The sequence below is a fragment of the Teichococcus rhizosphaerae genome (assembly GCF_002631185.1).
In the GTDB taxonomy this organism is placed as follows: domain Bacteria; phylum Pseudomonadota; class Alphaproteobacteria; order Acetobacterales; family Acetobacteraceae; genus Pseudoroseomonas; species Pseudoroseomonas rhizosphaerae.
Genome location: NZ_PDNU01000031.1, coordinates 44,345 through 70,597 on the forward strand (window position 1 = coordinate 44,345; position 26,253 = coordinate 70,597).

The following is a 26,253-nucleotide window of genomic DNA, read 5'->3' on the forward strand; positions in this document are numbered from 1 at the left end:
TGGTTGGTGGACTGTTGTCGCCGGGAGGGGCTGGGACGCCCCTCCCGCCGGATTCACTCGGCCGCGGCGTGCCGCGCCCCGGCGGGGACGGCGTCCTCCGCCACGGGCTTCTGGACACGGCCGAAGCGCACGTAGAGCGCGGGCAGCACCAGCAGGGTCAGCAGGGTCGCGCTGATCAGGCCGCCGATGACCACAGTGGCCAGCGGCTTCTGGACCTCGGCGCCCGCGCCGGTGGCGAGCGCCATGGGAACGAAGCCGAGCGACGCCACCAGCGCCGTCATGGCCACGGGCCGCAGGCGGGTCATGGCGCCCTGGTACACCGCGTCCCGCAGGGACAGGTGCCCCTGCTGCATGAGGCCCTTGATGGAGGTCGCCATCACCAGCCCGTTCAGCACCGCCACGCCGGAGAGGGCGATGAAGCCCACCGCCGCCGGGACGGAGAAGGGCATGTCCCGCAGCCAGAGCGCCAGCAGGCCGCCCGACAGCGCCAGGGGCACGCCGCTGAAGACCAGGAGGGCGTCGCGGACCGAACCGAGCGCCGCGAAGAGCAGGATGATGATGAGCAGGAAGCAGGCGGGCACCACGACGCTCAGCCGGTCGCGGGCCTTGGCGAGGTTCTCGAACTGGCCGCCCCAGGTGATGGTGTAGCCGGGCGGCAGCTGGACCTGTTCGTTCACCTTCGCCTGCGCCTCGGCCACGATGGAGCCGATGTCGCGTCCGCGGGCGTTGGCCTGGATGACCACGCGGCGCCGCCCCTGCTCGCGGCTGATCTGGTTCGGCCCCTCGACCACGTTGAGGGTCGCCAGCTGCTGCAGCGGCACCGAGGCGGCGGGCCTGCCCGCCACCGGCGGCAGCGGCACCGGCAGGTTCCGCAGCGCCTCGAGGTTGTTGCGCAGACTTTCCCCCAGGCGGACGACGATGGCGAAGCGCCGGTCGCCTTCGTAGACCATGCCCGACTCCCGGCCGCCGACCGCCGCCGCCAGCACGGCCTGGACGTCGGCGACGCTGAGGCCCCTGCGGGCGACCTCCGCGCGGTTCACCGTGACCTCCAGGAAGGGCAGGCCCGTCGCCTGCTCCACCTTCACGTCCGCGGCGCCCTCGGTGCCGTTGAGGATCTGCGAGATCTGCCCGGCCACCTGCAGCATGGGGCCGTACTCGTCGCCGAAGACCTTCACGGCGAGGTCGCCGCGCACGCCCGCCAGCAGCTCGTTGAAGCGCATCTGGATGGGCTGGGTGAACTCGAGCGCGTTGCCCGGGATGCCCGCGACCGACTGCTCGATGCGGCGCACCAGCTCCGCCTTGGGCAGCGACGGGTCGGGCCACTGGTCGCGCGGCTTGAGGATGATGAAGGTGTCCGAGGCGTTGGGCGGCATCGGGTCGGAGGCCACCTCGGCCGTGCCGGTCTTGGAGTAGATGATCTGAACCTCGGGCAGGCGCGAGATGCGGCGCTCCAGAACGGACTGCATGGCCTGGGACTGCTGCAGCGAGGTGCTCGGGATGCGCAGGGCCTGCATGGCGAGGTTGCCCTCGTCCAGCTGCGGGATGAACTCCTGCCCCAGCCGCGAGAACAGGCTCAGCGACCCCACGAACAGCAGCGCGCCCACGGCGATCACCGGCAGCGGCGCCCGCAGCGCGCGCCCGAGCACGGGGGCGTAGACGCGCTTGAGGCCCCGCACGATCGCGACGTCCTTCTCCTGCACCCGCCCGCTGATCCAGATGGCGATGAGGGCCGGGACCAGGGTCAGGGAGAGGACGAAGGCGAAGGCCAGGGCGATGATGACGGTCAGCGCCATCGGGATGAACATCTTGCCCTCGACGCCCGTGAAGGTGAGCAGCGGGGCGTAGACGAGGATGATGATGCCCTGGCCGTAGAGCGACGGCCGGATCATCTCCTTGGCGCTGTCGGCGACCGTCTCGAGGCGCTCGCCCAGGGTGAGCAGGCGCCCCTTCTCGTGCTGGCGCTCGGAGAGGTGGCGCAGGCTGTTCTCGGTGATGATGACGGCACCGTCCACGATCAGGCCGAAGTCCAGGGCACCGAGGGACATCAGGTTGGCCGAGATGCCGCCGCGCACCATGCCGAAGGAGGTCAGCAGCATGGTGATGGGGATGACCATCGCCGTGATGATGGCGGCCCGGATGTTGCCGAGCATCAGGAACAGGATGACGACGACGAGGAGCGCGCCCTCGCCGAGGTTCTTGGCGACGGTCTTGATGGTGGCGTCCACCAGGATGCCGCGGTCCAGCACGGCCGTGGCCTCGATGCCGACCGGCAGGGTCCGCTTCAGCTCGTCGACCTTGGCGTGGACGGCGGCGGCCACGGTGCGGCTGTTCTCGCCGATCAGCATCAGCGCGGTGCCGACCACCATCTCCTGGCCGTTGCCGCTGGCGCTGCCCGTCCGCGGGGCCTGGCCGATGGAGACCCGCGCGACGTCGCGGAGGAGGATCGGGGTGCCCTCGCGGGTGGTGACGACCACCTGCTCCAGTTCCGCCACCGTGGCGACACGCCCGCCCGAGCGGACCACCAGGCCCTCGCCGCCGCGCTCCACGTAGCCCGCGCCGGTCGAGACGTTGTTGCGCTCGATCGCGGACGCGAGGTCGCCGAAGCTCAGGCCAAGGGCGATGAGGCGTCCAGGGTCGGGCTGGACAACGTACTGCTTGGTGTAGCCGCCGATGGCGTCCACGCCCGCGATGCCGGGCACGTTGCGGATCTGGGGCCGGATGATCCAGTCCTGCACGGTCCGCAGGTAGGTCGCCCGGTCCGCTTCCGTGGCCAGGCGCTCGCGCTCCGGCGTCAGGTAGCTGCCGTCGGCCTGCCAGCCCGGCGTGCCGTTCGGCTTGACGTCGCCCGGCGTGCGGTCGGCGAAGCGCACCGTCCACATCGTCACCTCGCCGAGGCCGGTGGAGACCGGCCCAAGACGGGGTTCCACGCCTTCGGGCATGGCCTCGCCCGCCTCGATCAGGCGCTCCAGCACCTGCTGGCGGGCGAAGTAGATGTCGGTGCTCTCGGCGAACACCGCCGTGACCTGGCTGAAGCCGTTGCGGGAGATGGAGCGCGTGCTCTCCAGCCCCGGGATGCCCGCCAGCGCGGTCTCGATCGGAAAGGTGACCTGCTTCTCGATCTCGTAGGGGGAGAGCGAGGGCGCGACGGTGTTGATCTGCGCCTGGTTGTTGGTGATGTCCGGCGTGGCGTCGATGGGCAGGCGCGCGAGGGACCACGCGCCGATGCAGGCCGCGATGACGGCCAGCAGCACCACCGTCCAGCGGTTGCGGACGGAGAAGTCGAGGATTGGTCCGATCATGTCAGGTGATGCTTCTCAATGCGCATGACCGGCTTCGGACTTGCTGAGTTCGGCCCGGAGCGAGAAGGCGTTGCCGACCGCGATCTCCGTCCCGGCGTCCAGCCCGAAGACGACCTCGTAGCCGTTCGCGTCCTCGCGCCCGAGCGCCACCTCGCGCAGCTCGAAGCCCTCCTCGTTCCGGACGAAGACGACCTTGTTGCCCTCGACCTCCTGAACGGCCTCCCGGGGCACGAGCACGTCCACGGGCTGCTCGGCCGTCGAGAGGTGCGCCGTGACGAAGCCACCGGCCCGCCAGGCACCGTCGGCGTTGGGGATCTCGGCCACGGCCCGCGCCGAGCGGGTCTCGGGGTCCAGGACCGGGCTCAGGAAGACGATCTTCCCTTCCGCGCGCGCGTCCCCCTCGCCGGTGACGAGGACGGTCTGGCCCTGCCGGGCCATCGGGACGTCCCGCGGCGGGATGGTCATCTCGACCCAGAGGGTGGACAGGTCAGCGACCGAGAAGACCTCCGCGTCGGCGGCGACGGCGGCGCCGAGGACGGCGTTGCGGGCCGTCACTCGGCCCGCGATGGGCGCGCGGAGCTCCAGGCGCCGCAGGGTGGCGGCGGGCTGGCGGGCCAGTGCCGCGACCTCGGCCTCCGACAGGCCGAAAGCCGCGAGCCGGGCACGGCCAAGGTCGACCTTGATGCGGGCGTCCTCGGCCGCGGTGCGGGCCTGGAGGAACTCCTGCTCGGCGGAGATGCGCTGGCGCCAGAGGCGGGCCTCCCGCGCCAGGGTGGTCTCGGCGAGGGCGGCGACCCGGGTGGCCGCCAGGAACTCGCCCTTGGCGTCGGCCACCTCGCGGCTCTCGAGCACCGCCAGCACGTCGCCCTTGGCGACCTCGTCGCCCAGGGTCTTGCGCACCTCGGAGACGATGCCGCCGAGGCGGGCGGTCACCCGCGCCTGCCGGTCCTGGCTGGCGGACAGGACGCCGGGCACGGCCGCCCGGCTTACCAGCACGCCAGGTTGAACCGCGGCGACGCGGATCCCGGCCGCCTCGACCTGCTCGGCGGTCATCTCGATGTGACCTTCCTCGCCTTCGGCGTGCTCTCCGCCCTCGGCATGGCCGTGCCCGTCACCTTTCGGGGTTTCTGCGGACGCCGGTGACGCCCCGACGGCGGGCGGCACGGGCAGGCCCACGAGGTTGCGGGTGGCTTCGGGGATGGAGGGGAAGACGGTGGCGACCGCGAGCCCGCCAAGGGCGGCCCCGGCCATCAAGGTCATGCGGAGCATCAACGCGCACTCCTGGTCTGGATGTTCATGGGCTGGGGCGGCGCGGCGGGCGCCTCGCCCCGCAGGCGCTGCACGGCCGCGCGGATGGTGTGGAAGTCGCGGTAGGCCTCGACCAGCTGGGCGCGGGTGTCCGAGAGGGCGCGTTGCGCGTCCAGGACTTCCAGGAAGCCGAAGCGGCCCTCGCTGAACCCGCCCGACGCGAAGCGGGCCGCCTGCTCGGCGGACGGCAGGGCGGTGCGGCGGAGGCTCTGCACGGTGCGCCAAGCGAGCGCCAGGCGCTCCTCCGCGGCCACCAGTTGGGCGACGAGCGCGCTGCGCCCCCGCTCGGCCGCCACCTCAGCCTGGGTCAGCTCGGCGTGGGCCCGGGCGATGCCACCCTGGTTGCGGTCGAAGAAGGGAAGCGGGATGGAGGCGCCCGCGACGAAGGCGGTCTCGCCTGTGTCGCCGAACCGGCGCACGTCGGCGTTTACGGTCAGGTCGGGCACCGCGTTGGAACGCTGGAGATTGAGGTTGGAGCGCTGCTGCGCGATGGCGGCGTCCAGCCGGGCCAGTTCGGGGTTCGCCGCCAGCCGGGCCAGGGGATCGGCCTGCGCGGGGCGCGTGGGGGCTGGCCCGATGTCCTCGAACCAGGGCTGGCGCGGCGCCAGTGCGACCCGCGGCACGCCGATGAGGACAGCCAGGTCGGCCAGGGCGATCTCGACCTCGCGCTGAGCCCGTTCGGCGGCGATGTCGGCGGTGACCCGCACGACTTCGGCCCGCTCGGCCTGCAGGAGCGGGTCGCGGCCCGCCTCGACCCGGCCACGGGAGGCCCGCAGCGTCTCGGCGGCGAGACGTGCGCGCCCACGCTCCACCTCGGCCAACCGGCTCGCGGCCTCCGCCGCCGCCAGGGCGGTGACGACCTCGCGCGCGACCTCCAACCGCACCCCATTGAAGTCGAGCTCGGCCACGGCCGTGTTCCGGGCCGCGTAGTCCATCCGGGCGCCGCGCTTGCCACCCAGCTCGATGCGCTGGGACAGGCCAATCGTGGTCTCCAGCGTCGTGAAGCCCCGGTTCTCGTTGCGGCCGCCGAAGCCGCCGAAGTTCTCGAAGGAACTGTTAAGCTCCGGGTTTGGGCGCAGCCGCGCCTGCAGGGCGTCCGCCTGCACGGCCTGCCGGGCGGCCCCGGCACCCCGGAGCGTGGGGGATACGTTGAGCGCTGCCTCGACCGCCTGCTGGGGCGAGGTGATGGTGAGCGGAGCCGCGGCCGGGTGAGCGTTTTGCGCGCGGGCCATGACCGGGGCGACGGCGAGGACCGCCGCCAAGCAGAAGACCTTGATTGTCATCGAAGCACCTGAAAAGCGAGCCGTAAGCAGCCCACGCAGGCGCTCCCTCAGGAGGCCGTGCGTGGCCGACAGGAACAGGCAGGCTTCAGGCGCGGGGGGGTTTGGTCAGCAGTTCCGACGGTCCGGGCACAAGGGCGTGCGCCGGGGCAAAGGAACTTCTTGGGGAGGCTTCGTCGGCCGGTGGACACATGGCGACGGCGGACGAGCGGAGCAGCGCGACATGGCCGCAGAACGGGCCGCTACCGTGACCCGGCAGCGTGTCCGGTCGGGCCGCGGGCTCCTCGTCCACGCCTTCGGAGAAGGCGGCCTCGATGGCGGCCATCGGTCCACCCGCCGCGTCGTCTGCCGCGTGCGCGGGCATGACGGCGAGCAGGATTGCCAGCGCGCAGAAGATCGCGATGATCCCCGCGCGAAGCGCCGACACGACCGACGATGTGCCCTTGGTCCACATGCCAGGAGCCGGACTAGTCGATTTCATCGGGCCTGTCACGCAAACGGGCATGTCCGCTCCTGGCCCCGAATCACCTGAAGCCCAAGCCCACGCTTTGCGAATGGGCTTCGCCCGGAGCACGGGCCTTGGGCGGGGAGCGGAGACAGGGGGCATGCGGGCCGGAACTTCCTCCTCGGGAGGCCGCCATCTACCACGCGTCGCCGCCCGGACTATCCGCCATCTGGCGCCGTCACAAAACGATGCGCCTCCGTCAGCGGGGCATGAAAAATCGCCGGTAGCCTTTCGTCAGCGGCACGGGCAGCGCTCCTGTCCGCCACCTGGAAAGGATCCCTATGATGCTGAAGTTCGCACTCGTGGCAGGCGCGTTGATGGTGGTCTCCACCGGCCTGTCGGCCCAGGAAGCCAGCCTCCGCTGCCCGGCGCCGGGCAGCAAGGTCGAGCGGACCAACCTGCCGACGATCGCCTACCGCGGCGCCGACCCCGCGTCCCCCCTCGTCTGCCTCGACCAGGCGCGTCAGCCGCGCTTCCTGGGCTACTGGAGCACGCAGTCGGCCTTCTTCAACGCCGGGGGCAAGCAGCTCCTGTCGACCTTCGCGGAATGGAAGGGCGGCCCGAGCCGCGTGGTCAACATCGACTACTTCGGCAGCGACCGCTACGGCAACAGCACCACCGCCAACGAGAAGTGGCAGATCCTGGGCCAGGAGCGGGTTGACGTGCACGCCGGGTCCTTCGACGCGGTGAAGGTGCGCCGGATCTTCTCCATCGTGGGGACGAACTACGTCTTCACGGAGACGCTGTGGATCGACCGGGCGAGCGGCACGCCGGTCAGGTCCGTCGTGGACCACATGAACGCCACCATGAGTCCCGACGTGACCAGCTGGCAGGCCACCGAGGTGATCACCCGCCCGTCGGGTTCCTGACCACCGCATCCGAGGACAGGGCGGGAGCTGCCCGACGCCACCAGGGCGCGGGCAGCTCCTTCTTTGTGACCAGCGGCAATAGACAGTAACTTGCTTCCGGCGGCAGCGCAGGTGATGGCTCCCGGAAACACTTCGAAGTAAAGCCGGACCAAGCGCCAGAAGAATGAAGAACCCGGAGCCAGGTTATATTATAACGAGTACCGACGATCCGCCCGTGCTGTCCGGCGAGGGCTTCAGCATCCTCCTCGTCGAGGACAACGGCGACCTCCGCGCCCTGCTGCTCCAGATGCTGCGGCGGAGCGGTTTCCGGGCCAACGGGGCGAGGAACGCCGTGGAGATGCGGGACATCATGGAAGGCAGCCACGTCGACCTGCTCCTCCTCGACGTCATGCTCCCCGGCATCTCCGGCTTCGAGATCTGCCGGGAGATCAGGGCGAGGAGCGCGGTGCCCATCATCCTGCTGACCGCCCTCGGCGAGGCCCACGATCGGGTCATCGGGCTCGAACTGGGTGCGGACGACTACATCGTAAAGCCGCCGGACTCGCGGGAACTGGTGGCGAGGATCCGCGCCGTGCTCCGCAGGCGCCAGCGGATGAGCCCGGAGGAGCAGGACGCCAGGCGCGACCGGGCGGAGTTCCGGGGCTGGCTGCTGGACACCCGGCAGCGCGAGCTGACGGCCCCGGACGGCAGCCGGATCGAGCTCACCAGCGGCGAGTACGACCTGCTCCTCGCCTTCGTGGAGCGCCCCCAGCGCATCCTCTCGCGCGAGCAGCTGCTCGACATCGCGCGCGGCCGGGCGCTGGGCGGCCTCGAGCGGTCGGTCGACGCGCAGATCAGCAGGCTCCGCTCCAAGCTCGGCGGGCGCGGCGAGGAGATCATCAAGACGCTCCGGGGCGCCGGGTACATGCTCGCCGCCCCAGTGAGCTGGCGGTGACGGCGTCTCGACGCCCGCGGTGGCTGAACTCCTTCGCACTGCTGATCCTCGCGCCCGGCGCGCTGGCGCTCGTCGTGCTCCTCGGGGTCAGCCTCGCCCTGCACGGCTACATCCTCCGTGGGGCCGCCGAGCGCGGCGCGGCGGAGGTGGCGGTGTCCCGCATCTACTCGACGGTCCGGCAGATCGCCTCGCTTCCACCCGACGAGCGGACAGGCGCGGCCAGGCGCAACTCCACTCCCGACATGGAGGTGGAGTGGTCCGCGCGCACGGCCGTGCCCGACGGCAGCGACCTCGACGACGATCTCAGGGCCATCGTGTCCGGCCCGCCGGAGTGGCGGGCCGTCCGTGTCAGGCTGGATGCGTCCGGCACCTCCGGGAATGTCCAGGACGTCGCGATCAGCGTCCAACTGGCGGACAGCACGTGGGTGAACGCCCGGCTCCGCGCGGTCTCGCTGCTCAGCGCCGACGACATGGCCTTCCGCATCGCCATCATCCTGACGGCGGTGACGCTCCTGGCGCTTGCGGCCTTCGCCTCCCGTCTGGTCGCCAAGCCAATGGCCCTCCTGGCCACGCGTGCGCGGAACCTGCCTGCCGACGGTGTCCTCAAGCTGGACGGGCTGGCTTCGCCCACCGAGGTGCGGGAGGTCGCCGAAGCCCTGGAGGCCGCGACGTCCCGAACCAGGGAACTGCTGCAGCAGCGGTCGCTGGCCCTTGGCGCGCTCTCGCACGACCTGCTCTCGCCACTCGCCCGCATGCGCCTCAGGGCGGAGGACATCGCCGACGGCCATGCCAGAGGCCGGATGCTCCAGGACGTCCGCGAGATGGCCGAGATGGTGACGGACGTCTTGGCCTATCTGCGTGGCGGGGATGGCGGGGAAGCCGCGACGAGGATTTCGTTGGTCTCGCTGGTTCAGGTGGTGGTCGATGAGTGCGCCGAGGAGGGTGCCCTCCTCGAGGAGCGTGACTACCAGGACTCCACTGTCCTCGCGCAACCGACGGCCCTGAAGCGTGCGATCCGCAACGTGCTCGGCAACGCCATCAAGTACGGGCGCTCCCCCTGGGTGGAGGTGCTCCGACGCGGGGATGAGGCCGTCGTGGCCGTGGGCGACAGCGGCCCGGGCGTGGCGCCGGTCGATCTCGAACGGGTCTTCGAGCCGTTCTTCCGGGCGGACGAGGCGCGGGCGGCGGGTGAAGGAAGCGGACTTGGGCTGCCCACCGCCAAGGCCATCGCCGAGGCCCATGGCGGCCGCCTGGAGATGCAGAGCGTCCAGGGCATCGGGACTGTCGTGAAGCTCACCCTCCCAAGTGCCCGGGCGGCCTGACGGCTAGCCTAGGGCGATCGTCCGCCATTGCTGCCAATTGGCGCTCCAGCCACCTTCCCGTAAGAATTCGATGCAATCCGGTCAGGCCACCGCACGATTGGATCCGTACATCACCGGGCCAGCGCACCAGGCGCTGTTTACGCAGGAACCGATGATGCCGAAGTCTCGACTGATATGGGCGGCGACCCTTTCTTTCCTCATGGCAGGCTGCGCGGGCCTGGATGAATCCCCCTCGTACCCGCGCGTCGTAGCCAACGGCGAGAACACGATCATCGACTATGGCCCAGGTCCGAGGAACAACGTCGCCGGAGGCGGCGCCGTCGCACTGACCGGCGGGGCGGGCGAAAACCTCACCATCACCTATTTCGACCGCTCCAAGGCGCAGATGCCGCCAGCGGGCATGACACCGGTCATCGCCCAGCAAGGGGAGAACACGGAGATCGTGTGGGTGCCATCTCCGTCCGGCGCCCTGGCCGCGCGATGAGTTCGCCGTTGCCCCGGCGCTCAGTTCGGCGCGGGGCACCGGGATAGCTGCGCGCGATGGTCGTTCCGGGGCGTGCCGCTGGTACGGCATCAACCACCATGCTGCTCGCACCGGATTGTTGATCGAGACGCTCCGGCGAACCCTTTGCCGGGTCGCCCTCGCTCATGTCCGCTTCCGCATGCTGCTGCCCCAGGAGCGGACAGGCAGCTTGCGGTCAGACCCAGCCATGACCGCTCAGCGCCAGTGGCGTTCATCCACACTTCGAAGCCGAGCTCTCCAGAGCGGACACGCGCTGGTCACGTAGGAACGTAGGAACCATGGTCTCCCGTCGTTCCTGGTGCAGACCGATAGGCGTATCGGTCAAAACGCCAGGCGTCGACCAGGTCGAGCGGAACATGGACCGCTGGGCCGGACGGCTGGTGCCGCTCCATGGCGCAGGCGGCGCCGCAGCCTGAAATATCTTGTCACACTCGGGCAATCTTCGGCTCGCACTCGGCCGCCATCCTGACCCCGTCACATCGAGCGTGGGCCTTGCCTTTCCCGCGCCTGCACAGACCGGGAAGCCCAGAGATGCGTCTTGTCACCTCCGCCGCGGCCGCCGCCCTGGCCCTCCTCGCCATCGTGGCCCAAATCCAGCCCGCCGCCGCGGACCAGTCCTACCAGGAGTTCGGCGCCCGCGGCCGCGCCGTGGACGCCAAGCGGACGGTCGACATCGTCATGCGCGACAACAGCTACCAGACGCAGCGCATCCAGGTCCGGGCCGGTGAGACCGTCCGCTTCCGGGTGCGCAACGCGGGCGAGTTCCTGCACGAGTTCAACATCGGCACCGCAGCCATGCACCAGCAGCACCAGCGCGAGATGCGGGCCATGTTCGAGAGCGGCATGATGTCCGCGACCAGCAAGGACGCCATGGCAGGCATGGACCATTCCAGCATGCCGGGCATGAACCATGGCGCCGGTGGCCACGGCGGCATGAACCACGGCGCGGCGCCGATGCGCCACGACGACCCGAACGCCGTCCTGGTCGAGCCCGGCAAGACCGAGGAGATGGTCTTCAAGTTCACCAAGGCCGCCGAACTGGAGTTCGCCTGCAACGTCCCGGGCCACTACGAGGCTGGGATGGTGGGCAACGTCGTCTTCTCGCGCTGACCAGCCAGCAAGGGTATGCCGCGCCATCGCGGCCAAGGATCGAACGATGACCAATGACAAGCTGAGCAGGCGGCAGGCGCTGGGCCTCGGGGTCGCCGCCCTGGCGTTCCCGGCCGCGCCCGCAGCCCTGGCCCAGCCCGCCGTCGGCCGGGCTATGCCGCGCGAGTTCAACCTGACCCTGTCCCACGTGACCGCCAACATCACCGGGCGCCGCCGCCCGGCCATGGCCATCAACGGGCAAATTCCGGGTCCCGCTCTGCGCTTCCGCGAGGGCGAGGAGGTGGTGATCAACGTCGCCAACCGGCTGCGCGAGCACACCTCGATCCACTGGCACGGCCTGATCCTGCCGAGCGGCCAGGACGGCGTGCCCGGCATCAGCGACGGCTTCCAGGGCATCGACGCGGGCAGCACGCACCAGTACCGCTTCCCGCTCGTCCAGGCCGGGACCTACTGGTACCACAGCCACTCGGGCCTGCAGGAGCAGTCCGGGATCTACGGCTCCATCGTCATCGACCCGGCGACTCCGGAGCCCTTCGGCTACGACCGCGACTACATCATCCAGTTGTCGGACTGGACCGACGAGACGCCGAGCCACGTCATCGCCAACCTGAAGCGCGATCCCGGCTACTACAACTACAACAAGCGCACCCTGGCCAGCCTGGTCGGCGAGCTCCGCCGCGCACCCGATGGTGCGGCCCGCTCGGCGATCGTCTCCGACCGCATCATGTGGGGCGATATGCGGATGGACCCGACCGACATCGAGGATGTCGGCGGCTACACTTATCTCGTCAACGGCCACACTCCGGCGCAGAACTTCACCGCAGTGTTCCGGCCGGGCGAGACGGTACGCCTGCGCTTCATCAACAGCGGCGCCATGTCCCATTTCGACGTGCGCGTGCCCGGCCTCGAGATGACCGTGGTGCAGGCGCACGGCAACAACGTCCGCCCGGTCACCGTGGATGAGTTCCGCATCGCCCCGGCCGAGACATTCGACGTCTTGGTCCGCCCGCGCGACGGGCGCCAGTACCAGGTGTTGGCGGAATCCATGGGCCGCCAGGGTTTCGCGCAGTTCAGCCTGGCCACCCAGGAGGGACTGCCCGCGCTGCCGCTGCCGCCGCACCGCCCGCGCCCGGTCCTGACCATGGCTGACATGGGCATGAACTACGGGCCCAAGGGCCTCGACCGCGGCACGCCGATGCCGGAGGTGGACGCGCCCGGCCACGTCGCGCCGATGGACATGGGCGGCATGGACCACTCCGCCATGCCGATGCCCGCCGGAGGCTCCCAGGGCATGCAGCACGGCGCCGCGGGCGGCATGAACCACGGCAGCATGGCTGGCATGGATCACTCCTCCATGGCGGGCATGGACCACTCGGCGATGCCCGGTATGAATCACGCGGCGATGTCCGGGATGGACCACTCCGGCATGCAGGGCATGGACCACTCGTCCATGGCCGGGATGAACCACGGCAACATGCCCGGCATGAACCATGGCGCGGCGGGCGCCGGTGCCATGGCCGGAATGGACCACGGCGCCATGGGCCATGGCGGCATGGGCCATGGCGGCATGGCGATGCCGGACCCCCTGGTGAACGACGTCGGCGCGCCGCCGGGCGCCCGCGTGCTGTCCTACCGCGACCTGCGCGCCGCCAGGCCGCTCTACCCGGTGCGCGAGCCGACCCGGATCATCGAGATCCGGCTGACCGGCAACATGGAGCGGTACTTCTGGTCCATCAACGGCAACAGCTTCAGCCAGGCGCAGCCCATCCAGCTGCACCTCGGCGAGCGGGCGCGCTTCCGCTTCGTCAACGAGACCATGATGAACCACCCGATGCACCTGCACGGCATGTGGATGATGCCGCAGGTCGGCAACGGGGCCGAGAACCCCTTGCTGCACACGGTCAACATCAAGCCCGGCTCGACGGTCGACGTGGACATCGAGGCCGACGCGCCCGGCGGCTGGGCCTTCCACTGCCACATGCTCTACCACATGGAGACTGGGATGATGCGCAAGGTGTCGGTCGTGTCGGCGCCCCGCACGGCTGCGGCGCGGTGACGGCCATGAAGACCAAGAGCATCCTGGCCGCCGCCGCCTCCCTGGGCGTCCTGACCTTGGGCGTCCTCCAGGCCACCCCAGCGCAGGCGCAGGCCATGCAGCACAGCACCGAGCCACCCTTCAGCCACGAGGTGTTCACCGGCGCGGTGCTGTTCGAGAAGCTGGAATACGGCTGGGGGCTGGACGGCCCCAACATCGGCCGCTGGGACGGCCAGGCCTGGTACGGCGGCGACGTCAACCGCGTCTGGCTGAAGACCGAGGGCGAGACGTCCCGGAACGGCACGGTGGAGGGCGCCGAGGTCCAGCTGCTCTATTCCCGCCTGCTCGGCTACTACTGGGACTTCCAGGCCGGTATCCGCTACGACATCCGCCCGCGCCCCGACCGCTTCTACGGCGTCATCGGCCTGCAGGGGCTGGCGCCCGGCATGTTCGAGGTCGACGTCCAGGGCTTCGTCAGCGAGAAGGGCGACCTCTCGGCGCGCGCCGAGGTGTCCTACGACGCCTACATCACGCAGCGGCTGGTGCTGCAGCCCAACGTCGAGGTGAACCTCGCGCTCCAGAAGGTGCCCGAACTCGGCGTCGGCAGCGGCTTCAACGACGTCGAGGCCGGGCTGCGCCTGCGCTACGAGTTCACCCGCGAGGTCTCGCCCTACATCGGCGTCAGCTACGAGCGGAAGCTCGGCGACACAGCCCGCTACGCCCGCAACGAGGGCGAGGACGTCGGCGGCTGGGCCTTCCTGACCGGCATCCGGCTGTTCTTCTGAGGTCAGCCACGATGCTCCGCACGCCCCCGCCGCGGTGGTGACCTTCGGCCGTCCCGGCGTTTACCCCGTGCGGTGCACACCCCACTGTGGGCGGGCATGGACCTCGCCGTGATGGGAGACGCCGACATGACCGAACTCGCAGCGCAGACCGCATCAGCCGATGCCGCCGGTCGATCCTGAGACCGAGCGGGAGGCGCGGGCCGCCAGCCCGCTTCCCCCCGAGGCCCACATCCTCGTCGTCGAGGATGACGGCGAGATGCGCACGCTGATCGCCAAGTTCCTGCGCCAGAATGGCTTCCGGGTGACGGGCGCGCGGAACGGCGCGGAGATGTGGGACACCATCGCCCTTGCCCCGGTGGACCTCGTGCTGCTGGACGTGATGCTGCCGGGCCAGTCGGGGCTTGACCTGTGCCGGATGCTCCGCGCCAGGTCGGAGGTTCCGATCATCATGGTGACCGCACGTGGCGAGGAGGCCGACCGTGTCGTGGGCCTCGAGCTCGGCGCCGACGACTACCTCCCCAAGCCCTTCAGCCGCCCGGAGCTCCTGGCCCGCATCCGTGCCGTCCTGAGGCGCGCCCAGGCGGGCGCGAACCGGACTGGGATGGTCAGCGGCGACCGCATGGTCTTCGCGGACTGGGTGCTCGACACCCGGCGGCGCGAACTGGCGGCGCCGGACGGCTCGGCGGTCGATCTGTCCAGCGGCGAGTACGACCTCTTGCTGGCCTTCTGCGAGCACCCGCAGCGCGTCCTGTCCCGGGACCAGCTGCTGGACCTGGCCCGCAACCGGATCTCGGACAGCATCGACCGCTCGGTGGACGTGATGGTCAGCCGTCTCCGGCGCAAGCTGGAGCCGCTGCCGGACAGCCCCGCCATCATCAAGACCGTCCGGGGCGCCGGATACATGTTCGTCCCCGCGGTGACCCGCCGGTGAGGCGCCTGCTGCCCAGCACCCTGGCCGGACGCATCATCCTGGTGCTGCTGGTCGGCCTCATGGCCTTCCACGTCGGCAGCCTGTGGCTGCATCAGACGGGCAGCGACATCCTGCTGGGCAGCACGCAGCAGCGGGTCACCGCCGAGCGGGTCGCCGCCGCCGCCCGCGCCGTCGGCATGGTGCCGCCGGACGCCCGCGAGGCCGTGGCGCAGGCCCTGTCCTCGCCGGGCTTCCAGGTGCGCTGGCGGCCCGGCGCCGCGGAGGGCGCCGTCGCGGCCGAGGATCTCGCCCTCACGGGCCACCGGGAGGCCGAGGGCACGGTCGGCCTGCCGGGCGGCTCCCTCTGGTACCACGCCGACCCGCTGCAGGCGCAGCCGGAGCACGCCACGCTGCTCTCCACCACCGCTATGGCGGTCGGCATCCTGGTGCTGGGGCTGCTGGTGGTGCGCCTCATCGCGCGGCCGCTGCGGGAGCTCTCCAACGCCGCCGACCGGATCGGAAGGCCGGGGCAGACGGTCACCGTTCCCGAGGAGGGACCCCGCGAGGTCCGGCAGGCGGCGCAGGCCTTCAACCGCATGCAGGCGCGCATCGACCGCCTCATCGCCGACCGGACACAGGCGCTGGCGGCGGTCAGCCACGACCTCCGCACGCCCCTGGCGCGCCTGCGCCTGCGCGCGGGCTTCCTGGACGACGCCGAGGTGCAGCGGCAGATCGACGCCGACCTCGACGAGATGGACGCCATGATCGGCTCCACGCTGGCCTACCTGCGGGGCGACGAGGAGCAGGAGGAGGTGCGGTCCGCCGACATCGCGGCGATGCTCCAGACGCTCTGCGGCGACGCCGAGGACATGGGCAAGCCGGTGACCTACGAGGGACCGCCGCAGGCGCGGCTGCGCTGCCGGGCCATCGCGCTCAAGCGCGCCTTCGCCAACGTCATCGACAACGCGGTGAAGTACGGCGCCTCGGCCCGGGTGGTGCTGGATGACCGGGGCCGGGAGCTCGTCGTCCACGTCGACGACGCGGGGCCGGGGGTCCCGGAGGAGCAGCTGGAGAGCGTCTTCCAGCCTTTCTACCGCCTCGAGGAGTCCCGCAACCGCGGCACCGGCGGCTCGGGGCTCGGTCTGGCCATCGCCCGCCAGGCGGTCGGCCACCACGGCGGCTCGGTGACGCTCCAGAACCTCGCGGGCGGCGGCCTGCGCGCCAGCATCCGCCTGCCCAGGCCAGCCTAGGAGAATGACGATGCCCGCCTGGAACACGCGCCGGAGCTTCACCATTGGCCTGCTCGGCCTGGCCGTGCTGCCCACGGCCTGCGGCGGTTCGCCCAAGGTGGAAGCCTGGCGGGACCGCACCTGCGGCTGCTGCGGCGGCTGGGTCGAACACCTGCGGGCCGAGGGCTTCGAGGTGGACGACAAGGTGGTGGACGTCGTCGGCCCGCACCGGCAGGCGCTCGGGACGCCTCCCGACCTGATGTCCTGCCACGCCGGGAAGGTCGGCAACTACGCCCTGGAAGGCCATGTCCCGGCCGCCGCCATCCGGCGGCTGCTCAAGGAAAGGCCCAGCGGCGTCGCCGGGCTGTCCGTGCCCGCCATGCCGGTCGGCGTGCCGGGCATGGAAGTCCCGGGCGCGGAGCCCTCGACCTACGAGGTCGTCGCCTTCGGCCGCGACGGCGCCTGGCGGCCGTGGATGCGCTTTCGCGGCCTGGAGGCCGTGTGAGCGCGGTCGCCATCCCCGTTCATGGCAGGCCATCCAAGGGCCTGCCGTCACCCCACGCCCTGCGTGGCGCGTTGGTTGCGGCCCCTGGCCCACGACGCGCCATGCGGCGTCGTCACCCCGGCTGGCCGCGGCGGGCCGGGGCGCCTGAAGAACCCCTGCCACCCCTAGGAGGACACATGGTCCACATCACATCGAAGGCGATCGGCAAGGTCGCCTTGGCCGCGACGCTGCTGTTGGGCGTCGCCGCCTGCGCGCAGCCCGGAGGCCCCCCGGCGGCGACCCCGACCTCGTCGCAGATGTCCTTGAGCCCGGCGCCGATCGCCCCGCCGGGCTCATCCGCCGCCACGGCCACCAGTGGCGCCCAGGGCAGCATGGGCTCCATGCCCGGCCACGACATGTCCAGCATGCAGGGCCACAATATGGGCGGCATGAACATGCAGCAGATGATGCAGCACTGTCAGCAGATGCGGGCCCAGGCGCAGCAGGGCTCGCTGTCGCCGCAGATGCAGCAGATGATGCAGCACTGCCAGATGATGAACCACTGATGAGATGGAGGCGGGGCCTCCCTGGGGCGCCCCGCCTCGCACCCACGCAGGTACAGGGTGCAGTTCCGCTGACATCAATTGATAAGATGGCGCAAGCGGGCGGACACAGTAGCGGCCCATCCTCTCCAGGTGCCGGACAAGCAACGGCAAACCTGATTGAGGATCCCGCTATGACACCCCGCTTCCAATCCGTCCTTTTCGCCCTCTCCCTATTTGCGGCGGTCGGCGCCTCCGCCGCGGTGGCGCACGCCAACGGGCCCATCGAGGTTGTTGGGCAGGGCGAGAACTTCGCCGTGGTCTACCCGCCCGGCCATGACGAGAACGTCGTGGGTGGCGGGCGTGTCGCCGTTGCCGGGAACGGAGAGAACCTGCGAATCCGCTACCTGGATCCCGGCGCCGCGCACCCCGTACCTGGCGTTCCGGTTCCGACTGGCGGAGAGTCGGGCGGTATCGCCTACATCCAGCCTGATCACCACTATGGCGAGAGAACGGCCGAGATGATGAGCAACCCGCATGTCCGGCATCACATGTAGCTGGCCGCAGATACCGGGAATGGTACGGCGTCGCCCCCGCCGGAGCGGGCTGCTCCGGCGGGAGTGTTCAGGGCGAGGTTCGTTCGTTGGACGCTCAGACCGCGACGGACTGGTTCGCGTAACCCGCCTCCTCAATGGCTGCGGCGAGTTCCGCCTGCGGCACGGAGGAGGTGACGGTCACCCGCCTGTTTTCGACGTCGGCGCTGAACCCGGCCGACGCGTCCTTGAACTTCACGGCGCGCTCCACCTTCTTGGCGCAGCCGCCGCACTTCATGCCGGGAACCTCGAAGCGGTACATCGTGCTCTCCTCGCGAGTGACCGCGCCACAGGTGGGGCTTGCCCCTGTGGGAAGGTCAAGGCGCCGCAAGGGTTCGGCCAGCGCCTTGACCTTCCCACACTGGGAATCTCCATCTCAGCCCAATGGAACGGCCACGGCGGCCGTAGGGAGTGCCGCAGATGGACGAGCGTCATCACGATCACCACCATCATCATGGCCACCATCACGGCCACGACGCGCCACTGGCCAACAACAACGCGCCCAAGGTCCGAGACCCCGTTTGCGGGATGGAGGTCGACCCCGCCAGGACGCCGCACCACGCGCATCACGGCGGCGCCGCGTTCCACTTCTGCTCGGCGGGCTGCAAGTCGAAGTTCGAAGCCACTCCGGGCAAGTATCTGAAGCCGGAGAAGGCGGCCGCGCCGACGGCGGCGGAGAAGGCCGCCATCTACACCTGCCCGATGCATCCGGAGATCCGGCAGCAGGGGCCGGGCAACTGCCCGATCTGCGGCATGGCGCTGGAGCCGCTGGAGGTCACCGCCGAGGCCGCGCCCAACGCGGAACTCGCCGACATGACGCGGCGGTTCTGGGTCGGCCTCGTGCTGACCCTGCCGATCCTCGTCCTGGAGATGGGCTCGCACATCCCGGGTCTCGACCTGCACCACCTGGTGCCGCCCAGGGTCTCCGTGTGGCTTCAGTTCCTGCTCGGGACGCCGGTCGTGCTCTGGGCGGGCTGGCCCTTCTTCCTGCGCGGCTGGCAGTCGGTAGTGAAGCGCAGCCTGAACATGTTCAGCCTGATCGCGCTCGGCACCGGCGCCGCCTATCTCTACAGCCTGGTCGCAACCTTCGCGCCCGGTGCCTTCCCCGCGGGCTTCCGTGGACCCGGCGACACGGTCGCCGTCTACTACGAGGCGGCCGCCGTCATCACCGTCTTGGTGCTGCTGGGCCAGGTGCTGGAACTCCGCGCACGCGAGCAGACCGGCGGCGCCATCCGCGCCCTGCTCAACATGGCGCCCAAGACCGCGCGCCGCATCCGTGCCGATGGCTCCGACGAGGAGATCCCGCTGGCCGAGGTGCACGCGGGCGACCGGCTGCGCGTGCGCCCGGGCGAGAGCGTGCCGGTGGACGGCGCGGTGCTGGAAGGCAGTGGCGCCGTGGATGAGTCCATGGTCACCGGCGAATCCCTGCCGGTCGAGAAGGCGCCGGGGTCCAAGGTCATCGGCGGCACCGTGAACGGCACCGGCGCGCTGGTGATGCGGGCGGACAAGGTCGGCTCCGACACCATGCTGTCGCGCATCGTCGCCATGGTCGCTGAGGCGCAGCGCAGCCGGGCGCCCATCCAGCGCATGGCTGACACGGTGGCGGGCTGGTTCGTCCCGGCGGTTATCGCCGTGGCGGCACTGGCCTTCGTCGCCTGGGCGGCCTGGGGCCCGAGCCCGGCGCTCTCCTACGGGCTGATCGCCGCCGTTTCGGTGCTGATCATTGCCTGTCCCTGCGCGCTCGGCCTGGCGACGCCCATGAGCATCATGGTCGGCGTCGGTAAGGGCGCGTCCGCGGGCGTGCTCATCAAGAACGCCGAGGCGCTGGAGCGCATGGAGAAGGTCGACACCCTGGTGGTGGACAAGACGGGCACGCTGACCGAGGGCAAGCCCAAGGTGGTGGCCGTGGTTCCGGCGCCCGGGCTGACTGAGGCCGAGGTGCTGCCGCTCGCCGCCAGCCTGGAGCGGTCCAGCGAGCACCCGCTGGCCGCCGCCGTGGTGGCGGCGGCCAGGGAGCGCGGCATGGCCTTCAGCGAGCCCGCCGACTTCGCCTCCGTCACCGGCAAGGGCGTCACCGGCACCGTGGGCGGGCGCCGGGTCGCGCTGGGCAACGCGCGGCTGATGCAGGAGCTCAGCGTAGAGTTGGGCGACCTTGCCGCCAGGGCCGACGAGCTTCGGCGCGAGGGCGGCACGGCGCTGTTCCTGGCGGTGGACGGCAAGCCGGGGGGTGTCATCGCGGTCGCCGACCCCGTGAAGCGGAGCACGCCCGCCGCGCTGGAGAGCCTGCGCGCCAGCGGCATCCACATCGTCATGCTGACCGGCGACAACCGCACCACTGCGGAGGCGGTGGCCCGCAGGCTCGGCATCGACGAGTTCCAGGGCGACGTGCTGCCCGAGGACAAGCACCGCATCGTCCGCGAGCTCCGCGCCCAGGGGAAGGTCGTCGCCATGGCGGGCGACGGCGTCAACGACGCCCCGGCGCTGGCGGAGGCCGACGTCGGCATCGCCATGGGCACCGGCACGGATGTAGCCATGCAGAGCGCGGGGGTGACGCTGGTGAAGGGCGACCTCGCGGGCATCGCGCGGGCGCGGCTCCTGTCGCACGCGGTGATGCGCAACATCCGGCAGAACCTGTTCTTCGCCTTCGTCTACAACACCGCCGGGGTGCCGCTGGCGGCGGGCGTGCTCTACCCGGTGCTGGGCCTGCTGCTCAGCCCCATCGTCGCGGCCCTGGCCATGGCGCTCAGCTCGGTCTCGGTGATCGGCAACGCGCTGCGCCTGCGGGCCACGCGCATCTGACGGGCGCGGTCGAGGGGAACTTGAGTTGACGGACCGCTCCGACACCGACGGATTCCGGGGCACGTCGCCCGCGGACCTGCCCCCGATGTCCGGCGAGGGGCGGCACGTCCTGGTCGTCGAGGACGACGGGGATCTCCGCAAGCTCCTGCTCTCCCTGCTGCGCCGGAACGGGTTCCGGGCCACCGGCGCCCGGGACGGCGTCGAGATGCGGCGCCTCCTCGCCGCGGCGCCTGTGGACCTCGTCCTGCTCGACGTGATGCTGCCGGGCCGGTCGGGGTTCGAGCTCTGCCGCGACCTCCGGACCGAGGGGCGGGTGCCGGTGATCATCCTGACGGCCCTGGCCGAGACCTCGGACCGGGTCATCGGCCTGGAGCTGGGCGCCGACGACTTCGTCGTGAAGCCCGCCGACCCCCGCGAACTGGTCGCGCGCATCCGCGCCGTCCTGCGCCGGGCCGAGGGAGCGGAGGGTTCCCCGGGTGCCCGGGGACGCGAGGTGGCGCGCTTCGCCGGGTGGTCCCTGCACACCCGGCGGCGCGAGCTGCTCCGGCCGGATGGGGTGGCCGTCGAGCTGACGAGCGGCGAGTACGACCTCCTGCTCGCCTTCGTCGAGCGGCCGCAGCGGATCCTGACGCGGGACCAGCTCCTGGACCTCGCCCGGAACCGCCCCTACGGCGGGCTGGACCGCTCCATGGACGTGCAGATCAGCCGGTTGCGCGCCAAGCTGGGCCCGCGCCCGCACGGGGACGGCGAGCCGGGGCTCATCAAGACCGTGCGGGGCATCGGCTACCTGCTCTCCAGCCCCGTGGAATGGACGGCGTGAGGCGCCTCGTCCCGCAGTCCCTGGCCGCCCGCACGCTCGCGGCGTTGACGGTGGGCTTCGCCGTCCTCTTCGCGGCCATGGTGGGCATCCACGACATCCTCCTCCGCCAGGCGGTGGAACGCGGGACCGAGGAGCTGCTGGCCCACCGCCTCGCGACGCTGATGGACGCCGTGGGCTCGGCGCCCGAGGCGGACCGCGACCAGGTGGCGCACGCCCTGTCCCGGGTAGACCTGAGCGTGCATTGGCGGCGCGACCCGGCGGCCACGCCCGAACACCCTCTTCGAGGTGAGTGGGGCACTCTGGAGGCCCGCACCCTGGCCTTGTCCGGGCTCGCCACCGAGGTGCGGGTCCGGCCCGGGCGCCACGACGCGGCCTTGGACCGGATCGTCGACATCGCTGCCATGGCGCGCCTCCAGGACGGCTCCTGGCTCGATGTGGAGATCGCCTCCCTCAACGTCCTGTCCGCCGACCGGAGTGCGCTGCACCTCTACGCGGCCGCCATCGGCCTCGCGCTGCTGCTGGCCGTGGGCGTCGCCGCCCGCTCGGTCTCGGCGCCGGTCGCCGTCCTGGCGAGGACCGTCTCCGGCATGGACGTCGAGCGCGCGGCGCCGCTCCCGGCGGCCTCCGGCCCCCGCGAGGTGAGGCAGCTGGCCGAGGCGCTGAACGAGATGGCCGCCAGGACGCGCGACGCGTTCCGGCAGCGGACGCTGGCTCTGGGCGCGCTGTCGCACGACCTGATGTCGCCGATCGCCCGCCTGCGCCTGCGCGCCGAGGAGATGCCCGACGAGGTCCGGGAGCCGGTCCGGCGCGACCTCGCGGAGATGGAGACCATGGTCTCCGACGTGCTCGCCTACCTGCGCGGGGGGCATGCGGGCGAGGCCGTCCAGCCGCTGGCGTTCACCGCGCTCCTCCGCACCGTTGTGGACGAGTTCGCCGAGGCGGGCATCCTTGTCCGGGAGGGGCGCATGGACGAGGAGGCCGTCGCGCCGGGACGCCGCGTCGCCGTCAAGCGGGCGGTGACGAACCTGGTGGCCAACGCCGCGCGGCACGGGCGCGACCCCTGGGTGGAGGTCGAAGCCCTGGCTGACGAGGTGCTGGTGCGGGTCGGCGACAACGGCCCCGGCATTCCGCCGGAGGACCTGCCGCGGGTCACCGAGCCGTTCTTCCGTGGTGACCGGACGCGCACGGCTGGCGGCGGGAGCGGCCTCGGCCTCTCGACCGCGCGCGCCATCGTCGAAGCCCACGGCGGCAGGCTGGCCATCGAGAGCGCCATGGGGCGAGGCACGGTGGTGACGGTGCGGCTTCCTCGCCGGGCTGCCGCTGCGGCCGTCGGCACGGGCTGCAATAAAACGTTGTAATCGGCTGCCGGGCCGGGCGCCCGCGGCGAGCGTTGAGGCAGGCGTCGGGAACGATGTTCAACGGCCGCGTCCCGTGCGGCGCGGTCCCGGGGCGTCGCTCCCGACCAGGAAAGGACCGAAGCCGATGACAATCGACCGCCGCGCGGCCCATGTGGCCGCCCTGGCCATCCTTGCCGCCCCGCTGCTGTGGGCCGCACCCTCCCAGGCGCAGGGCGCCAGCCACTCGACGACGGCCCAGGGTACGACAGCCCAGGGCGCCACGGCCGGGTACCACGCGGCCATGGAGAAGATGAACCGGGAGATGGCGGCCGAGGCGCCCTCCGGCAACGCGGACCGGGACTTCGCGAGCATGATGGCCAAGCATCACCAGGCCGCCATCGACATGGCCCGCGTGGAACTCGAGCATGGCCGCGACCCAGAAATGCGGAAGATGGCGGAGGAGGTCATCCAGAAGCAGCAGCAGGAGATCGGCCACCTGCGGACCTGGCTGTCCCGGCAGCCCGCGAGGTGAGGTCCAGCCGGGCCGCGCTCCCGGCGTGAGCCGCGGCCAGCCGCAACAAAATGGTGGGAAAACGTGGCTGCGGCGCGTCCACTGCGTGCTTATTGGTGCGGTCGGACGTTCGCCGGGGCGGCAGGCCGCGGCGAGCGCTGACAGGAGATTCGCATGCTTTCTCGCTTCACTTTCCTCCGCCACGGCATCCTTGCCGCCGCCCTTAGCATCCTGGTTCCCGGCGCCGCCTCCGCGCACGCGATGCTGCACTCGTCCGACCCGGCCGACGGCGCGACGCTGAACGCGTCCCCGCGCGCGCTCAACCTGGCCTTCACCGAGGACTGCCGCGTGACGTCGCTGCGCCTGGTCGACGAGGGCGGCCGGGAGCACCAGGTGCGCCGCGAGGGTGGCCGGGCCGCGTCCAGCCAAGTGACCGCCACGCTGGCGGCCCCCCTGCGACCTGGCGCCTACCGGCTCGAGTGGCGCGCGATGGGCGACGACGGGCACGTCATGAGCGGGGCGGTGCGCTTCGCGGTGAACGCGGCCCGGTGATTCTCGAGCTGCTGGGGGCGGAGCCGGACCCGCTGCGCGCCCTCTCCGTGGCGCTGCGTCTCGCCCACTACGCCTCGTGCCTCGGCGCGGCGGGCCTCGCCATCTTCGCCATGGGCTTCGGGCGCCTGCAGGAGGCTGGTGACGTCGCCGCGTGCCGCCGCCTGACCCTGGTCATGGTGGCGGCGGGGCTGGGGTCCAGCCTCGCCTGGCTGGCGGCCCAGGTCGCCCTGGCCTCGGACGGCGACCCGTTCGATGCCGAGGTGTGGGACATGATGCTGGCCTCGCGTCCCGGCATCTCCGTGCTGGTCGCCTGGGCGGGCCTGCTGGCCGTGGCGCTGGCGACCGGGATCGGGCGCGCGGCTCTGGTGCTCGGCGCCGCTGGCGTGCTGGCGGTCGCCGCGAGCTTCACGCAGGTCGGCCACACGACCCAGCACCAGCCACGGTGGCTGTTGGCGACGGCGCTGGTGGTGCACCTGCTCGCCGCGGCCTTCTGGGCTGGTAGCCTGTGGCCCCTCGCGATCGCCTCCAGGCGGGCGGGTCCGCGGGCCGCCAGCATGGTCGAGGGGTGGGCGCGGGCCGCCTCCTGGGTTGTCGCTGGCCTCGTGGTGGCCGGTGCGACGCTTGCGTGGCTGCTGGTCGGGCAGCTGGACCTGCTGGTGACCACCGCCTACGGCTGGGCCCTTCTCGCCAAGGTCGCGCTGGTCGGCGCCCTGCTGGGCTTCGCCGCCTGGCACCGCTTCCGGCTGACACCGGCCCTGGCGGCTGGCGCCCCGGGTTCCGGCGCGCGGCTGGCGGCTTCCATCGCCTGGGAGATCGTCGTGATGGTGCTGGTCTTCTGGGCCGTCGCCGAGATGACGTCGACCAGCCCGCGTCCCGAGGGAGTATAGTCGGCAGAGTGCCAACGTGGAGCGCTGGCCATGTCGGCGCGGCGCTCCGTGCGTGAACCACCTGTCCGCTGGATCCAGCCGGGCGTCCGACGCGGAAGGCTCCCCGGTGCCTTGTCCCAGATCAAGGCGCGGGCGCGGACCGGAGGGCGATGATCCGGATGTGGGAAGGAGATCCAAGATGCATGACCATGCTGAATCCTCTTGGTGGCGCAGCCGGACCGGCATCGCCGTCATCGGCTTCGTCCTGGTGGCCGCGTTCTACGTCCTCCGGGAGCACTACGCGCACGTCTTCGGCGTGCTGCCGTACCTCCTCATCCTGGCCTGCCCCCTGATGCACCTGTTCATGCATCATGGCCACGGCGGGCACGCCGGTCACGGGGAGGCGCGCGACGACGCCCGGCCGGGAGCGGAGCGCGGCGGGAGTTCCTCGTTCGGCCCTGGCCGCGGCTGACGGCGGCCGTACAGGATCCTTGGCAGCCGCAGGCGTCGCGCGGGTCAAAGCAGCCCGGCGGTGGCTCCGGCGGCCACTCTGACGTCCTGGAGGCGCAGACCGGGACGACGTGTCCCGGCTCGCCGCCTTGTGCGGCTGGAAGCGCAACCCGGCCCGAATTGACGCCTTACTGGGGTACCAGTGGAGCGGACGAACCGATGCGCCTGGCGGCGAGCGCGATCCAAGCTGTAGTTGTTCTGGCGCTCACCCTGGGCGTGTCCCTGCTTGCCGTGCCCGCTTCGGCCCATCGCGGTGTCCCCATGGCATCCGCCATCCCGGCCGCCATGCAGGCTTCCGTCCATGCGGGCCGTCCGGCACCCGCGTCCCAGGCCATGCGCTCCTCCGGCCCCGCCATGAAGGGCCGAGGGGCCGGGAAGAAGTGCTGTCCGAACTGCGGCGACAAGGGCATGCGTCCCGGCTGCTGCACCCCCGGGCATTGCGCGAGCGGCGCCGCGCTGCTGCCGACGACGCGGCCCCTGGCCGCGCTCCTGGTCAGCCGTGGCGGCTTCTTCGCCACGCCAACGGCGGCGGTCGTGGGCATCACGCCGGACCTTCCTTCTCCACCACCCCGATAGGGCGCACCAGGCCACCCGCGGAGCCCATGGCCCGCGGGAGGCGGAGCATGGCCTGACCGCTGCCGAGAGGACGCGGGACCAAGCCAGCGCTCCACCTGGACCGGCCGTCGGCCCGGCGCACGGGCTGGCGAGCCTTCCCTCACGGACGCCCCAACGGAGAAGAGAAATGCACCAGATGACCCCCGCCATGCAGGCCTGCATCGAGGAATGCCTGCGTTGCCACTCCACCTGCCTCGGCATGGCCATGAACCACTGCCTGGAAGTGGGCGGCAAGCACGTGGAGCCGCAGCACTTCAGGCTGATGATGGCCTGCGCCACCATCTGCCAGACCTCCGCCGACATGATGCTGATCGGCACGCACCACCATAAGCATACTTGCGCCGAATGCGCCGAGATCTGCGAGGAGTGCGCCAAGAGCTGCGAGGCCGTGGGTGGCATGGAGGACTGCGTCGCGCAGTGCCGCAAGTGTGCCGCGTCCTGCCGCGAGATGAGCGCCTGACGCCGAGACAGGGACCGGGCATCGGGCCTGGTCCTTGTCGCCTCAACCGGGAAGC

At 71.3% G+C, this 26,253-nt stretch carries 25 protein-coding genes; 20 read left to right on the forward strand and 5 right to left on the reverse strand.

Annotation, left to right across the window (positions count from 1 at the left end; all coding sequences use genetic code 11):
- Positions 1 to 53: 53 nt before the first annotated feature.
- The 4 genes from CR162_RS15130 to CR162_RS15145 all read right to left on the reverse strand — a co-directional run bounded on the left by CR162_RS15130 (position 54) and on the right by CR162_RS15145 (position 6,341).
- Positions 54 to 3,299, reverse strand: coding sequence for an efflux RND transporter permease subunit (locus tag CR162_RS15130; RefSeq protein WP_099096368.1), 3,246 nt, complete (start codon positions 3,297 to 3,299; stop codon positions 54 to 56).
- Between the two features lie 15 nt (positions 3,300 to 3,314).
- A complete protein-coding gene (locus CR162_RS15135; RefSeq protein ID WP_099096369.1) occupies positions 3,315 to 4,568 on the reverse strand; it encodes an efflux RND transporter periplasmic adaptor subunit in 1,254 nt (417 codons plus the stop codon).
- Positions 4,568 to 5,890, reverse strand: coding sequence for a TolC family protein (locus CR162_RS15140; protein ID WP_099096370.1), 1,323 nt, complete (start codon positions 5,888 to 5,890; stop codon positions 4,568 to 4,570). Before CR162_RS15140 ends, CR162_RS15135 begins: the two co-directional genes overlap by 1 nt.
- Positions 5,891 to 5,975: 85 nt before the next feature.
- A complete protein-coding gene (locus CR162_RS15145; protein ID WP_099096371.1) occupies positions 5,976 to 6,341 on the reverse strand; it encodes a hypothetical protein in 366 nt (121 codons plus the stop codon).
- 335 nt (positions 6,342 to 6,676) lie between these two features.
- On the opposite strand from CR162_RS15145, the gene CR162_RS15150 reads away from it, so the two are divergent.
- The 12 genes from CR162_RS15150 (at position 6,677) to CR162_RS15205 (ending at position 17,692) form a co-directional block, all read left to right on the forward strand.
- Complete coding sequence (locus CR162_RS15150) at positions 6,677 to 7,261, forward strand: hypothetical protein (RefSeq protein ID WP_141563166.1); 585 nt, start codon at positions 6,677 to 6,679, stop codon at positions 7,259 to 7,261.
- A 163-nt stretch (positions 7,262 to 7,424) separates the two neighbouring features.
- Positions 7,425 to 8,195 (forward strand): response regulator transcription factor, encoded by a 771-nt coding sequence (locus tag CR162_RS15155; RefSeq protein WP_099096373.1) that lies wholly within the window; start codon positions 7,425 to 7,427, stop codon positions 8,193 to 8,195.
- Positions 8,192 to 9,517 carry a sensor histidine kinase gene (locus CR162_RS15160; protein WP_099096374.1) on the forward strand — a complete coding sequence of 442 codons (1,326 nt, stop codon included), beginning with the start codon at positions 8,192 to 8,194 and terminating at the stop codon, positions 9,515 to 9,517. Before CR162_RS15155 ends, CR162_RS15160 begins: the two co-directional genes overlap by 4 nt.
- Before the next feature lie 70 nt (positions 9,518 to 9,587).
- The gene (locus tag CR162_RS15165) at positions 9,588 to 10,001 is read left to right on the forward strand and encodes a hypothetical protein (RefSeq protein WP_141563167.1); all 414 of its coding nucleotides are present in this window, start codon (positions 9,588 to 9,590) and stop codon (positions 9,999 to 10,001) included.
- 570 nt (positions 10,002 to 10,571) lie between these two features.
- Entirely contained in the window at positions 10,572 to 11,150 is a 579-nt protein-coding gene (locus CR162_RS15170) for a cupredoxin domain-containing protein (RefSeq protein ID WP_099096376.1), read from the forward strand.
- A 46-nt stretch (positions 11,151 to 11,196) separates the two neighbouring features.
- Complete coding sequence (locus CR162_RS15175; protein ID WP_099096377.1) at positions 11,197 to 13,206, forward strand: copper resistance system multicopper oxidase; 2,010 nt, start codon at positions 11,197 to 11,199, stop codon at positions 13,204 to 13,206.
- A gap of 5 nt (positions 13,207 to 13,211) precedes the next feature.
- Positions 13,212 to 13,970, forward strand: a complete 759-nt coding sequence (locus tag CR162_RS15180) for a copper resistance protein B (RefSeq protein ID WP_099096415.1) — start codon at positions 13,212 to 13,214, stop codon at positions 13,968 to 13,970.
- Between the two features lie 160 nt (positions 13,971 to 14,130).
- The gene (locus CR162_RS15185) at positions 14,131 to 14,901 is read left to right on the forward strand and encodes a response regulator (RefSeq protein ID WP_099096378.1); all 771 of its coding nucleotides are present in this window, start codon (positions 14,131 to 14,133) and stop codon (positions 14,899 to 14,901) included.
- Complete coding sequence (locus CR162_RS15190) at positions 14,898 to 16,130, forward strand: ATP-binding protein (protein ID WP_099096379.1); 1,233 nt, start codon at positions 14,898 to 14,900, stop codon at positions 16,128 to 16,130. Before CR162_RS15185 ends, CR162_RS15190 begins: the two co-directional genes overlap by 4 nt.
- 10 nt (positions 16,131 to 16,140) lie before the next feature.
- Positions 16,141 to 16,614, forward strand: a complete 474-nt coding sequence (locus tag CR162_RS15195; protein WP_245870398.1) for a DUF411 domain-containing protein — start codon at positions 16,141 to 16,143, stop codon at positions 16,612 to 16,614.
- A gap of 176 nt (positions 16,615 to 16,790) precedes the next feature.
- Positions 16,791 to 17,159 carry a hypothetical protein gene (locus CR162_RS15200; RefSeq protein WP_099096381.1) on the forward strand — a complete coding sequence of 123 codons (369 nt, stop codon included), beginning with the start codon at positions 16,791 to 16,793 and terminating at the stop codon, positions 17,157 to 17,159.
- 170 nt (positions 17,160 to 17,329) lie between these two features.
- Entirely contained in the window at positions 17,330 to 17,692 is a 363-nt protein-coding gene (locus CR162_RS15205; protein ID WP_099096382.1) for a hypothetical protein, read from the forward strand.
- Positions 17,693 to 17,786: 94 nt separating this feature from the next.
- On the opposite strand, the gene CR162_RS15210 is transcribed toward CR162_RS15205, so the two are convergent.
- Entirely contained in the window at positions 17,787 to 17,990 is a 204-nt protein-coding gene (locus tag CR162_RS15210; protein WP_099096383.1) for a heavy-metal-associated domain-containing protein, read from the reverse strand.
- Between the two features lie 158 nt (positions 17,991 to 18,148).
- Here CR162_RS15210 and CR162_RS15215 point away from each other — a divergent pair, with 158 nt between their 5' ends.
- The 8 genes from CR162_RS15215 to CR162_RS15255 all read left to right on the forward strand — a co-directional run bounded on the left by CR162_RS15215 (position 18,149) and on the right by CR162_RS15255 (position 26,198).
- The gene (locus tag CR162_RS15215) at positions 18,149 to 20,527 is read left to right on the forward strand and encodes a heavy metal translocating P-type ATPase (RefSeq protein WP_099096384.1); all 2,379 of its coding nucleotides are present in this window, start codon (positions 18,149 to 18,151) and stop codon (positions 20,525 to 20,527) included.
- A gap of 85 nt (positions 20,528 to 20,612) precedes the next feature.
- Positions 20,613 to 21,347 carry a response regulator gene (locus CR162_RS15220; RefSeq protein ID WP_099096385.1) on the forward strand — a complete coding sequence of 245 codons (735 nt, stop codon included), beginning with the start codon at positions 20,613 to 20,615 and terminating at the stop codon, positions 21,345 to 21,347.
- Positions 21,335 to 22,705, forward strand: a complete 1,371-nt coding sequence (locus tag CR162_RS15225) for a sensor histidine kinase (RefSeq protein WP_099096386.1) — start codon at positions 21,335 to 21,337, stop codon at positions 22,703 to 22,705. The genes CR162_RS15220 and CR162_RS15225 overlap by 13 nt, the downstream gene beginning before the upstream one ends.
- 124 nt (positions 22,706 to 22,829) lie before the next feature.
- Positions 22,830 to 23,216: a CopM family metallochaperone gene (gene copM, locus CR162_RS15230; protein ID WP_099096387.1), complete on the forward strand. Its 387-nt coding sequence runs from the start codon at positions 22,830 to 22,832 to the stop codon at positions 23,214 to 23,216.
- 153 nt (positions 23,217 to 23,369) lie between these two features.
- Positions 23,370 to 23,747, forward strand: coding sequence for a copper resistance CopC family protein (locus CR162_RS15235; protein ID WP_099096388.1), 378 nt, complete (start codon positions 23,370 to 23,372; stop codon positions 23,745 to 23,747).
- Positions 23,744 to 24,634 carry a CopD family protein gene (locus tag CR162_RS15240; RefSeq protein ID WP_099096389.1) on the forward strand — a complete coding sequence of 297 codons (891 nt, stop codon included), beginning with the start codon at positions 23,744 to 23,746 and terminating at the stop codon, positions 24,632 to 24,634. Before CR162_RS15235 ends, CR162_RS15240 begins: the two co-directional genes overlap by 4 nt.
- 178 nt (positions 24,635 to 24,812) lie before the next feature.
- Complete coding sequence (locus tag CR162_RS15245) at positions 24,813 to 25,085, forward strand: DUF2933 domain-containing protein (RefSeq protein ID WP_099096390.1); 273 nt, start codon at positions 24,813 to 24,815, stop codon at positions 25,083 to 25,085.
- 780 nt (positions 25,086 to 25,865) lie between these two features.
- Positions 25,866 to 26,198: a four-helix bundle copper-binding protein gene (locus CR162_RS15255; RefSeq protein ID WP_099096392.1), complete on the forward strand. Its 333-nt coding sequence runs from the start codon at positions 25,866 to 25,868 to the stop codon at positions 26,196 to 26,198.
- Positions 26,199 to 26,253 lie beyond the last annotated feature (55 nt).